The 12,339-nt window shown below is 63.1% G+C and carries 8 protein-coding genes and 2 pseudogenes; 3 read left to right on the top strand and 7 right to left on the bottom strand.

The window, feature by feature from the left end; translation table 11 throughout:
* Nucleotides 1-129 precede the first annotated feature (129 nt).
* The 7 genes and pseudogenes from istB to HK28_RS12050 form a co-directional block, all read right to left on the bottom strand.
* Nucleotides 130-852 (bottom strand): annotated as a pseudogene (istB, locus tag HK28_RS12025) (IS21-like element helper ATPase IstB); the annotation flags it as partial.
* Nucleotides 782-2,347 (bottom strand): annotated as a pseudogene (gene istA / locus HK28_RS12030) (IS21 family transposase). The pseudogenes istA and istB, both read right to left, overlap by 71 nt.
* Before the next feature lie 113 nt (nt 2,348-2,460).
* Complete coding sequence (locus HK28_RS12035) at nt 2,461-2,814, bottom strand: PHB depolymerase family esterase (RefSeq protein WP_086644796.1); 354 nt, start codon at nt 2,812-2,814, stop codon at nt 2,461-2,463.
* Between the two features lie 143 nt (nt 2,815-2,957).
* Nucleotides 2,958-3,176: a hypothetical protein gene (locus HK28_RS13830; RefSeq protein ID WP_143217415.1), complete on the bottom strand. Its 219-nt coding sequence runs from the start codon at nt 3,174-3,176 to the stop codon at nt 2,958-2,960.
* On the bottom strand, nt 3,177-3,320 hold the full coding sequence (locus HK28_RS14055; RefSeq protein WP_158093465.1) for a hypothetical protein: 144 nt from the start codon (nt 3,318-3,320) through the stop codon (nt 3,177-3,179).
* A 418-nt stretch (nt 3,321-3,738) separates the two neighbouring features.
* Nucleotides 3,739-3,966: a hypothetical protein gene (locus HK28_RS12045; protein ID WP_086644798.1), complete on the bottom strand. Its 228-nt coding sequence runs from the start codon at nt 3,964-3,966 to the stop codon at nt 3,739-3,741.
* Between the two features lie 7 nt (nt 3,967-3,973).
* On the bottom strand, nt 3,974-6,100 hold the full coding sequence (locus HK28_RS12050; RefSeq protein ID WP_233140522.1) for a protein-disulfide reductase DsbD: 2,127 nt from the start codon (nt 6,098-6,100) through the stop codon (nt 3,974-3,976).
* A 128-nt stretch (nt 6,101-6,228) separates the two neighbouring features.
* Here HK28_RS12050 and hrpB point away from each other — a divergent pair, with 128 nt between their 5' ends.
* The 3 genes from hrpB to infC all read left to right on the top strand — a co-directional run bounded on the left by hrpB (nt 6,229) and on the right by infC (nt 11,196).
* Nucleotides 6,229-8,829: an ATP-dependent helicase HrpB gene (hrpB, locus tag HK28_RS12055; RefSeq protein WP_086644799.1), complete on the top strand. Its 2,601-nt coding sequence runs from the start codon at nt 6,229-6,231 to the stop codon at nt 8,827-8,829.
* A gap of 430 nt (nt 8,830-9,259) precedes the next feature.
* Complete coding sequence (locus HK28_RS12060; protein WP_086644800.1) at nt 9,260-10,339, top strand: S1C family serine protease; 1,080 nt, start codon at nt 9,260-9,262, stop codon at nt 10,337-10,339.
* A 320-nt stretch (nt 10,340-10,659) separates the two neighbouring features.
* On the top strand, nt 10,660-11,196 hold the full coding sequence (infC, locus tag HK28_RS12065) for a translation initiation factor IF-3 (RefSeq protein WP_035376619.1): 537 nt from the start codon (nt 10,660-10,662) through the stop codon (nt 11,194-11,196).
* The last annotated feature ends 1,143 nt before the right edge of the window (nt 11,197-12,339 follow it).

Genomic DNA, 12,339 nt, shown 5'->3' on the forward strand with positions numbered 1-12,339 from the left:
CGATCTGAAAGCCCCAGGCCAAGGAAGCGCATGAACGACAGGCGGTCGCCCGCCTTTGCTGTCAATCGGCATTGAAATTTGCCCCCGATCGGCATCCAAAAATGACCCCTTGGAATCGAGACCGGGCTTCTCCCTGGAGCCGTAGGCGCAAGGGAGAAGCCCGGTCTCGACGATGTCGCAATGATGGGTCAGGCGATCGAGGAGGGCGGTGGTCATCTTGGCGTCGGCGAACACGCTGGCCCACTCTCCAAAGGGGAGGTTGGTTGTCACGATCACCGAGGTCTGCTCGTAAAGGCGGCTGATCATATGGAACAGAAACTGGCCGCCGGATTGGGCAAACGGGAGGTAACCGAGTTCATCGAGGATCACGAAATCCAGGCGTCCGAGGTGCTCGGCCATACGGCCGACCCTACCGGCCCGGCTATCGGCCTCGAGCCGGTTGACGAGATCGACGACATTGAAGAACCGGCCACGTTTCCCCGCCCGGATACATGATCGTACGATCGCTGTTGCCAGATGCGTCTTGCCGGTGCCACCGACCAATACGACATTGCGTCGATGATCGAGAAACTCGCCACGTCCGAGATCGCGGATCAGCGTTTCGCTGACCGGCGTGCCCTCAAAGCGGAAATCTTCGACGTCGCGCGCCAGCGGCATGCGGGCGATCGTCATCTGGTAACGCACGGAACGGGCCTGTTTCTCGCTGATTTCGGCTGAAATCAGATCGCCAACGACCTGCTGCGGCACATGCTGACGTTTGACGGCATTGGCGACCAGTTCATCATAAGCCGCCTTCATGCCGCAAAGCTTCAACTCTCCCATCGCGTCCAGGATCTGGCTGCGTTCCATCATGACGATGTCCTCAGGCTGTCGTAGCGGCCACAGTCCGCCAGGGGCATGTGATGCAGGGTCAGATGATCGGGGATCGCCAGCAGGGCGGGCGCTGCCGCCTCGCGTCGGCGCGACAGGATGTTGAGGACGACGTCCGCGGAATACAGGCCGTCATCCAGGCCCTCACGGCAGGCGGCCTCCACAGCCACGAGGCCGTCCTCGGTTACAGCCATGAGCACACGGACCATCTGCCGGTCGCCATCGTGGCTGCCACTCAGACGGCGACGGATCCTCTCGAGTGACGCCGCAGCACCCAGTCGCGGAACGGCGCGCCATTGCGCAAGGCGCCCGGCTTGCGGGCCAGGACCGGCAGGTAATGCCAGGCATCGTAGATCGCCTGATCCCGACCAAAATGCCGCGCATGCGTGGCCACCAGTTGCCCGTCCTGGCGGACATCGACACGCTCCGCTTAGGCGCGGATTTCCACCGGCCGGCCAACGGCCCGGCTGGAAACCGAATATTTGTTCCCGTCGAAACGCACCAGGCAGGTCTTCGAGAGGGACGCCACGCGGGCGTGAAAACCATCGAACGGTCCGGCATAAGGCACCAGCGCCGCGCGCTCGGCCATGAACATCTCCCAGACCGTCCTGTCCCGTTGCTCCGGATGCGCACCCGTGCGCGCCAGATGAATACAGCGATCGAGCAACAAGCCATTCATCTCCGCATAGCTGCGAAATTTCAGGCGTGGTGAAAACAGCCGCTTGCGAACATGGCCGACCTGGTTCTCGACCTGACCTTTCTCCCAGCCCGCCGCCGGCGTGCAGGCCTGCGGCTCCACCAGGTAATGTGCGCAGAGTTGCAGAAAGCGACGGTTATAATCACGCGCCTTGCCAATAAAGACCGTCTCCACCGCCGTCTTCATGTTGTCATAGATGCCGCGGCGGCACGCACCTTTGAAAAAAGCGAAAGCCCGGTCGTGCGCGTCGAACACCATCTCCTGTGTCTCACGCGGATAAGCCCGCACGAACATCATCCGGCTGTGACACAGCCTCAGATGCGCGACCTTGACCGTGGTCGTGATGCCATTGAGCACAACGATTTCATGGCTCCAGTCAAACTGATACGCTTCGCCAGGCGCAAAGCTCAGCGGCACATACGCCGTATCCTGCCGCATCTCATGCGCCCGCTGCCACGACCGACCGTAACGCCGCACCGCGTCATAGCCGCCTTCGTAACCAAGACCACGCAACTCCTCGAACAGACGGATCAGCGTCAGACGCTCCCGCGGCAATCGCTTCTCGTTCTCCGCCAGAAGCTCGCACAGCATCTCCTGCCACGGACCAATCCGCGGCAGAGGCTGCTCCTTGCGCCGATAGCGAAACTCCGTCTCCTCGGAACGGACCACCTTGCGAACCGTCTCACGGGAAATCTTCAGCTCCCGGCTGATCGCCTTGATCGCCAATCCCTGCACAAAATACGCACGCCGGATCTTTCCGACTGTCTCCACGACCAGCATCCCGAAACAGGCCTCCGTGCACCATCACGAAGACCAATGTGAACCCATGCATCAAAGGGGGGCAGTTTTCAGTGCCGATTACCCCTCCAGAAGGGGCAATTTTCCATGCCGGTTCACAAATAGTCCGTGTTGAGCCGGGCAATCAGAGCCGCGACAAAGCCAACATCGTCTTGCGGATCCCTGATAGTCGTACGGCCGTCGTTCCAGTGCTTGTTGATACCGTCAGGATACACTGCGATGAAACGGCGAATGTTCGCGATCTGGTCGAGACGGGTCAACCTCTCCATCTGCCGCCCCTGCATCCCTCCGCCATGGAACGCGAGGATCACCGGATATCCGCCGGGAGGCGAAAGCCCATCGGGCAGATGCACGGTGTATGCCCGCTCCCTCCCATCGACAGACAGCCGACCGGATCGATCTGTGGCGTACGCCGGCGCGGCGAGGCCGATGGTCGCAGTCAGGAGCACGGCGACCAGGCGCCTATATTTCGAAAAACTTTAGTGGTCGACACTGTTCATGGAATACTCGTTGCTGACGACTATCCTGATACGACCGATGGAGATCTTTCCCCCGCTTTGCTGGCGGGAAAAGCGTCATGCAAGGGCGGGGTCTACCAGCCGTCGGCGATGGAGTAGACGATCATGCCGGTTGCCACCGATACGATAACGAAACCGCTGTCAGCATAATACCAGCTATAGCCCTCAGCGAAGTGATAGCCCGGACTGCCCGTCCCGATAACCGGAGAATGGCTTACAGCCCCGCACCAGCCGACAAGATGGCGGTTTATGGCGACGGTGCGGCCGTAGCCGCCTCGGATGACGGTGGCCACCTAAAATCCCGAGATCAAGGCCGCCCGGCAAAAACCCAAAGCACCCCAGCCAAGATAGGAGGGCTTGCCCAGCCTTACGGCTGTCACCGCAACATGAAGCGCCTCGTGCAGGCGTGCAAGCTGCCAATGATAGAACTCAGCCATCTACGTCTGGAACAGGAGCGGAAGCGCTTCGGCGGCCGCGAGGAAATCCGTCAGCGATGTCTGCGGGCAACCGATATACGACTTCTGGTGGTCGATGTATGAGAGTGAGCGTGCAGGGACATTCTGCTGATATCACCCGCATTGATAAAGGAAATACGCAATTATTGGTGGCGATTTGAGTAAGCTAGTGCGGGGGGCTCAGTTAATAGCATTTCGAAAACAAAAATGGCCTCAAGACTACAAACCTACCCTAATGCACATGAGTTTCTTACTCGCCAGCTTCCCAATCGACATTACGAATTTTTCGATTCAATCATCGCCTGACGTCAAAGCGCCTGAAGAAATGTGTTCACGAACCCGGCAAACATAGCAACGGCTTCTCATCTCTCATCGATTTACCCGGCAATCGGCACAAACTTCACTTCAGCGCGTCCCGATTCAACCGCCAGGCCTCCTCCACGGCGCTTGAGATATCCGCTGCGTCCGTCGCCCATTCTCCAACTCCGCCGACCGGATGGACAGAGGCTTTCCACAGCCCCGCGTTGCCCTCCCGTTCGATCGATACAACCCAATCAGCAGGCACGCGCGTCAGAACGCGGGCAAGCTTCTGTTCCGGGGTCAACGGCTTTGCGTAATTGTGCCCCACGGCGTCATCACCCCTTCATTGCGCCGATCACCAGATCCGGCGTCAGGATCTGCGGCAGCACACGCCCCTCCGCATGGGGCGGAAAATAGACGTAGAGTGGCACGCCGTCGCGGCCATGGGCGCGCAGAAAGGCGGTGATCGCTTCGTCCCGGTTGGTCCAGTCGCCTTTGATATAGGCGACGTTATTCTTTGCGAACGCGTCCTGCACCTTAGTGCTGCTCAACGTCACGCGCTCGTTGACCAGACATGTGATGCACCAGGCCGCTGTCATGTCGATAAACACTGGCCGCCCTTGTGCTCGCAGCGCTGCGAGACGCGCGTCGCTGAACGCCGACTGCTCAGCGCTCACGCTAGCCGTCGGGGCAGATGCCGGTGCGGGCAGCGCGAGAAGCAGCGTCAGGGGCGCAACCGCTGCAATCGCCGCCAACCCACGCACCCATCGCGCCCCGGAGGCGCCGCGCATGGCGAGCGCGCGCCCATTGATCACAAGCCAGCCGCTGAACCCCAGCAGCAGCAGTCCGACGCCCAGCAGCAGCACGGCGTCTCCGCCGCCTTGCCGCGCCAGCACCCAGGCCAGCCAAACGCAGGTTGCGAATATCGGAAACGCCAGCAGTTGCCGGAATATGTCCATCCACGCGCCGGGCTTGGGGATCAGTCTGCCGAAGCCCGGCACGATCGCCAGCAACAGATAAGGGCTGGCGAGCCCGAGCCCCATGCACAGGAACACGCCTATAGCTGCCAGCGGAGGAGCAGCCAGCGCTCCTGCCACCGCGGCGCCCATGAACGGCGCCGTGCAGGGCGTCGCCACCAGCACGGCGAGCAGACCAGTGAGAAAGTCGGCAAGGCCGCCATGTGCGCGCGAAATAGCCCCTTGGCCTGCGCCGATGGCCGGCATTTCGAACACGCCGAGCATGCCCAACCCGACCCCGAACAGCAGCCAGCAGATGATGGCTACGAAAGCCGGGGACTGGAACTGAAACCCCCACCCGGCACTCGCGCCCGCGCCGCGCACCGCGAGCGTTGCGCCGCCGAGAAGAGCGAACGTGACCAGCACGCCAGCCGTATACGCCAGCGCGCTGCGCACCCGCGCGGCTTCCCCGCCCAGCCGCACGACGGCGAGCGCCTTCATGGCGAGCACAGGAAAGACGCAAGGCATCAGGTTGAGGATCGCGCCGCCCAGAAATGCGAGCACAGCCAGTTCGCCCCAACTCGCGGCTGCCAATCGCCCTCCGGATGCAGGTGACGACGCGACAGCGCCCTTTGCTGGCTGCGCGGTCATATCGAGAGCGCTCTGCTGTCCTGCCTTGTCGCGGAGCAACAGCACGCCTTCCAGCGGTGACCCTGCCTTGAACCCGTCGAGCGGTTTGAGAGAGAGCGACAGCCCCTCATCATTGAATGTCAGCTTCTGGTCGGCGACCTGATCGATAACACCGGGCGTGCCCGGCACGAACCATGCTTCGCTGACAGCTTCACGCGACAACCCCTTGCCGGAAATCTGCAACAATCCAGAGGGTGTGATCGACGACGTGAAGGGCGACGGCAGAGGACGGGCCGCCGCCGCACGTTCGAACAGCGGCGCCTGCGCCGATGGCGCCGGCGCGCCTGAGTGCAGCGTCAACTGAAAGTCGCCCTGTTCCGGCACGCAGACGGCCGCGCAGACAAGCCACTCCGCATGCGCCTTGACGGTGACGTCCTGCGCATCCGAAGACCCGGCGACGGGCGTGACTGTCACTGGCAACAATACGTCGCCAGTATAGCCGTAGGACATCAACGGTCCGTCCGGCAGGCGTTCTGGCGCGGGCCATGCAATGACGTCGCCGTGACCGCCGACCGCGCCCGAAAGCGTGACGGCAAGTGTCGGCGCCTCTCCAGCGTCGCCGGGATTGCGCCAGTAGGTATGCCAGGTCGGCTTCAGGGCGAGGTGCAATCCCACGCGTATCGGCAGGCCAGGCTGAACGGTATCGCTGTCGCTCACGAGCCACGCCTGATCGCGCTCCGTCGTCGCAACGGCGCTTTCCGCCGCGCGTGACGACGCGCCGCCCGTCAAGCCAAGGGCCAGCGTGAGGAACGCCACGGCGAGCGTCGTCGCCAGCTTGCGGCGACCGGACGAAAAGAGACTGGCTGACAGGCGCAAGAGGGCGCTCTCCTGAAACAACGAAACCGGACAGACGGAAATATGGGAGGAGCTTTACCGCTCCGCCAGCGTCGGGAACAAGGAGGGCGACGATTGCCGCCCCGCGCCCGCCCCGTCATAACCGGCGCATGGACAACGTTCGCGCTTTTCCCGCCCCGACGCCAGCCGCCGACGACCTGCCGGTGCGTGCGATTTTGCCAGAACTGACCGCCACGCTTGCGGAGCGCCCGAACGTCGTGCTGGTGGCGCCGCCGGGGGCGGGCAAGACGACGCTCGCGCCGCTGGCGCTGCTTGATGCGCCGTGGCGCGATCCGTCGGCGCGGATTATCGTGCTGGAGCCGCGGAGGCTCGCCGCGCGCGCCGCCGCCGAACGCATGGCGAGCCTGCTCGGACAGCGTGCGGGACAGACGGTGGGTTTTCGCACGCGCCTGGAATCCGCCGTCTCCGACGCGACGCGTATTGAGGTCGTGACGGAGGGGCTGTTCCTGCGCCGGCTGTTGTCGGACCCCACGCTGTCCGATACGGCTTGCGTCATCTTCGATGAAATTCATGAGCGTTCGCTGGACGCCGATCTGTCGCTGGCCTTCACGCTGGACCTGCAACAGACCTTGCGGCCCGACCTTCGGCTGGTGGCGATGTCGGCGACGGCCGACACCGCGACGCTTTGCCGACTGCTCGACGCTCCTGCGCTGGTCAGCGAGGGCCGCCAGCACCCAGTGACGATCCGCCACGCGAAGCGAGATCTGACGCATGTGCGCGACCTTCCGCTCGCGGCGGCGCAGGCTGTTCTGGACATTTTACACGCGCCGTCCGGCCAGCCTGCCCCCCACCGCGACGTGTTGGCCGAGGAGGCTGGCGGCGACATCCTCGTCTTCCTGCCCGGCGTCGGCGAGATACGCCGCGCCGCCACTGCGCTGGAACGGGCTCCCGCCGCCGTCCTGCCATTGCATGGCGAGCTTCCGCCCGCCGAGCAGGCCCGTGCGCTAGCCCCTGATCCGGCTGGGCGGCGGCGCGTGATCCTGTCGACCTCCATCGCCGAAACGTCCCTGACCGTTCCGGGCGTGCGTATTGTTATTGACAGCGGGTTCCGTCGCGCGCCGCGCTTCGATCCGGGGGCGGGGCTTTCGCGCCTTGAGACCATGCGGATTTCCAGAGCCGCCGCAACGCAACGATCCGGCCGCGCGGGGCGCGAGGCGCCGGGATATGCGCTGCGGCTGTGGACGGAAGCGACCGGGCGCGGCATGCCGCCGCACGACCGTCCGGAAATTCTCGACGCCGACCTGTCGGGTTTCGTGCTTGCGACCGCAGTGTGGACGGAAGAGATGGGTGGAGAAAATGGCGCGCTCCGCTTCCCTGACGCGCCGCCCAATGGCGGGGTCGCGACGGCGACCGAACTGCTCAAGGAACTAGGCGCGCTTGATGAACGGGGCAAACCGACATCGCTCGGCAAGCGGATGGCGACGATCGGGGCTCATCCGCGCCTTGCGGCCATCATGCTGGCGACGCGTACGGCTGGAGAGGCCGCTCTGGCCGCCGATATCGCAGCGTTGCTGGAGGAACGCGACCCGCTGCGCCCACGTCATACGCCCGGCGCCGGAGGGCCGCCGCCTGTGCCGCCATCCGATATCGCGCTCCGTTTGGGTCTGATCGGCGGCGGCGATCATCCGGACGCCGATCGCGGCGCCCTGTCGCGCATCCGGCAGGCGGCGGCGCAGTATCGCCGCCGCCTGCGCGTTCCCGCGGGGACGCAGGCGGGAGGCGACGTTTCCGCTCTACTGGCGGCCGGTTTCCCTGACCGTATCGCGCAAAGCCGGGGCGGCGCGGGTGACGGCGATTTCCGTCTGTCGGGCGGGGGGGCAGCGCGCATCGGGCGCGCTGACCCGCTGGCGGACCGAAAGCTGCTGGCCGTCGCGTCTTTGTTCCTGCGCAAGAGCGCCGAGATCCGGCTGGCGGCGCCGCTCGATCCGGACAACTTGCCCGACACGCTGCTGGCGCGCGCGACTGAACAGGTGGAGACAGCGCTCGACCCGGTCAGTGGATCTATCATCGCCCGCCGCCGGGTGCGGCTTGGTGCACTGGTTCTGCGCGATCGAACGGAGACGGTCCGGGGCGAAGACGCCGCAGGGCTTCTCGCGCGGCAGGCGGCAGCCACGCTGGGAACGACGTTCGACTGGACCGACGCGGCGCGCCAGTTTCAGGCTCGCGTCGCCGTGGCTCGGGCTGAACTTGGGCTGGAAGAAACTCTCCCTGATCTGTCGGACGAGGCTTTGGCCGCTTCAATCGGGGAATGGCTGACGCCGTGGCTGGACGGAGTGACGAAGCTGTCGGCTTTGCGGGATCTCGATCTGCTCGCCATCCTGCGGGCCAGACTGGACTACGCTGATCTGAGTGCGCTTGACCGCGAATTGCCGACGGAACTGTCGTTGAAAGGCGGGCGCATCAAGGTCGATTACACGCAGCCCGTTCCTGTCGCCTCAGCGCGGGCTCAGACATTTTACGGCACGTCGGAAACGCCCCGTCTTGCAGGCGGTCGCGTGAAACTGCGCCTCGCGCTGCTTTCTCCTGCAAGTCGCCCGCAGGCTTTGACCGCTGATCTGGCGAGCTTCTGGGCCAACGGCTGGGCCGACATGCGGCGCGACATGCGCGGGCGCTATCCACGCCACGACTGGCCGGAGAATCCGGCTCTGGCCGAGCCGCCGCAACCCGGCCCACGTCGGGAACGCCGTTGACGCAACGTCGGGTCCTGCGGCGGAGGGAGTTGGTGGGCGAGAGACGAGAAACTGGCCGCCTGCATGGCGCATCCCCGCGAGAAGACGGTGTCGAAGGAGACACAGGCGTGCGGGAAATAGCCGCCGAAACGTCCTCAGGGATTGCCCAGCTTCGCCGTCTGACCCAACACTAGGACTCGACGCAGCGTGAATCCTTGCGCAGGCGACCCAGTGTTCGGCCATTCACGAAAGCCTTCAGCCCCTGATGCCTCCTCGAACAGGTAGCCTGCCCCGGTCTTCCTCAAGCTCTCCGTGCGTCGCTCCGCGAGCGGAAGGGGTTCATTTTCCTTTGGACCGACCGCCGGGCGGACGAGGTTTAAGCAGGCGGGCGACCGCTTTTATCGTGCTCTCCTTGACAGGGCTGGGCGCAGCCGGAGCTGGCTCGGCGACCATGCTGGCGCGGGCCGATACGGCGCGCGCCACCGAACTCCCCGCGCCGACGCCGCTGGTGCAGGGCCTGCCGATGACCTTCGCCCCGCTGGTGAAGAAAGTCGTCCCTGCGGTTGTGAACATCGCGGTGACGCGTGAGGTCGATCCCTCTTCCGGCAAACGCATTCACGTTTTGCCAGACGTCAAGGGAACGCCGCTCGAACGGCGTTTTCGCGAGCGGCTGCGCAAGCACGGTGAGGATATGCTTGGCGCCGGCTCGGGGTTCATTATCGATCCTTCCGGCGTCATCGTCACGAACAACCATGTCGTGGGCGACGCCAACAACATTTCCGTCTCGCTCGCCAATGGCCGCGAGTTGCCGGCGCGTGTCCTCGGCAGCGACGACCTGACGGATATCGCGGTAATCAAGGTCGAAAGCTTGACGCCGTTGCCTTACGTAAGCTGGGGCGACAGTCGCCAGGTGCAGGTCGGGGACTGGATCATGGCGGCGGGCAACCCGTTCGGTCTTGGGTCGTCTGTGACAGCGGGAATCGTGTCGGCGCGCGGCCGGGACATTGGGGCAAGTCCGTTCGATGACTTCCTGCAGCTCGACGCGCCGATCAATCCGGGGAATTCCGGCGGCCCGACGTTCAACATGCAGGGCGAGGTGATCGCCATCAACACCGCCATCGTCTCCCCAACGGGCGGGTCGGTGGGTATAGGCTTCTCCATCCCTTCCGAGATCGTCATTCCGGTCGTCGAGCAGTTGCGGCGGACGGGCCATATCGACCGCGGCTGGCTCGGAGTCACGCTTGAGGATGACGCCGGAACGGACGGCGCCCGGGTAGTGGACATCGACAAGGGCGGTCCTGGCGCCAAAGCGACGTTGCGCCGCGGCGACGTGGTCATTGCGTTTGGAACGGACCACGTCGAGAACGCGCGGGGCCTGATTCGTGCGGTGGCGGCCGCCAAGCCCGGCGCGACGACGACTCTCACCGTGCGTCGCAAGACGGCGAATGTGGTGTTGCAGGTGCAGATCGGTGCGCGGCCGGCTGATGATTCTCGCGATGGAGACGCCGATGGGGACAACGACGGCCCGTAATCGGCAGAGCGGAGGCGTTTGACGTATGCGTGACGTGGGCTCGCGCGTATTTCGATATCGGGTGGCGGCAGGCCGCCACCACGGCTCTGATGTCTATTTATCATATTGTTTTTGAAGATAATTTTACGAGATCGCGCCATTGAGATGGCGGCCAGATCAGGCCGGGGCTATCGCGCAGTGTAATTTTCGCATGGCGGAACATGGCTGTCACATGCGCGCGTAGCTTGAATTTCCGTCGCCGATTGCGCACATAATGCGCCGCACTCAGCGGCGTGGCGTCCTTCGCGCGCCCACATCCGCAACGACGACAGGAGCTGACCATAGCCAGACCACCGCTTCCCGCGCCGCCGACTCGCGAGGGACCCCGCGTTAACGAAGAAATCCGCGTACCATCGGTCCGCCTGATCGATCAGGATGGAGAGATGGTCGGCGTCCTCCCGATGCGCGACGCGCTTCTGCGCGCCTATGGCGTTGGTCTGGATCTTCTCGAGATCAGCCCGAACGCTGAACCGCCCGTTTGCAAGATTCTTGACTACGGCAAGTTCAAGTACGAGCAGCAGAAGAAGCGGAACGAAGCCCGCAAAAAGCAGAAGGTCATCGAAATCAAGGAAGTCAAGGTTCGTCCGAACATCGACGAAAACGACTACCAGGTTAAGATGCGCGCCATGAAGTCGTTCATTGGCGAGGGCGACAAGGTAAAGGTGACGCTGCGCTTTCGTGGCCGTGAAATGGCTCACCAGGATCTTGGCGTGAAGGTGCTTGAGCGCATCCGCACCGAAATGGACGAACAGGCGAAGGTCGAGCAGATGCCGCGCCTTGAGAACCGCCAGATGGTGATGGTGCTTTCGCCGCGATAAAGACGCGGCCCGCTTGGGTAGTCGAACTGCAAGCGAGAGATCGAGGCTTAGGGGGCCACAGATTGCAACGAAACGGGAGGGGGGGGTAACCGCCCCCTTTCGTTTTTTGCAAGGACGTCTGACTGGCTTTTGACCGGGAAATCACCTCAGTCTTAGGCGGAGATATGAAATGGGTTCGGTCAAACGAGCCAGCTCGCAGTTTGCGAACAATATTGGCGGGACTATCGCCCGTGCTGTAAAAGTATATCAGCTTTGGCGACATCGAGTAAATAGCCAACGAACGTGACGATGAGTGTTATGAGGCGCTCTCGTCATCTCACGGTCGGCCTTTGTGATTTTCGGTTACGGGTCGGCGCGTCGTCCCTTTTGTGGCAGTTGTGCCAGCCTGTCTTTGCGTGCTTCCATTCCGAGGTGATCCTCACCCTAATCAGTTCTGTCGATGGCGGTGTAGAGCCGCTTTGGAAAAGCTATTGGTGTGGTGCCAGTGATCGGGTCAAATATTGATAGACATGCTGTATTTTGCGTGGTGAGCCTATAAAGGTCGGATAGGGAGTCGACTGCGCCAGCCCCATCTGGAGCGTTTTGGCGTGTGGTGCGCGGTCAATCAGCGCCACTCGAGAACGCGCATGAAGGACAACCGCCCCACCCCCGAGGCCCCGATGGGATGCTCCGTTTCTGCGCTGTCGAGACTGTTCATCGTCTGAGGCATCAGATCAAATGACGCCCGCCCGTGTTCTCGTTCAAATACGCTGGGGCGTTTCCCAGACTTTGTCGAAACGCTTCACAATTCACTATCCGGGAGAAGGTTTCGAACTGCTCGCCTCGCCTGTGGATACGAGGAGGGCGACGCTCCCGCGCCAAGGAAACGAGATTCTGGCAATGTTCGCCATGTTGGAGTCAAGCAGGGGGAAACGAGCCGCACGGCGGAGCTCAATTCGAGAGACTCTTTGATCTGCGTGCTGTCACAGTGGCTTGCTTTTCATGAAACGGGGATCGCGCCCGCTGAAAATTTCCATGGTAAGTATTTTGCCATAAGCAACGCCCGCCAGACATCGTTTAGCCGTATCCTTTTTGTCGGGGTGTCAGCTTGCCTTGGGGCCTGTTAGGTCTTGAGATGATCTGCCGTTGCTGCAATGCAGATAA

The organism is Acetobacter sp. DsW_063, assembly GCF_002153745.1.
In the GTDB taxonomy this organism is placed as follows: domain Bacteria; phylum Pseudomonadota; class Alphaproteobacteria; order Acetobacterales; family Acetobacteraceae; genus Acetobacter.

Excerpts from the sequence above, each read along its gene's own strand:
- HK28_RS14055 (WP_158093465.1), bottom strand. The coding sequence starts at position 3,320 with ATGGCTGAGTTCTATCATTGGCAGCTTGCACGCCTGCACGAGGCGCTT.
- hrpB (WP_086644799.1), top strand. The coding sequence starts at position 6,229 with ATGGACAACGTTCGCGCTTTTCCCGCCCCGACGCCAGCCGCCGACGAC.
- HK28_RS12060 (WP_086644800.1), top strand. The coding sequence starts at position 9,260 with ATGCTGGCGCGGGCCGATACGGCGCGCGCCACCGAACTCCCCGCGCCG.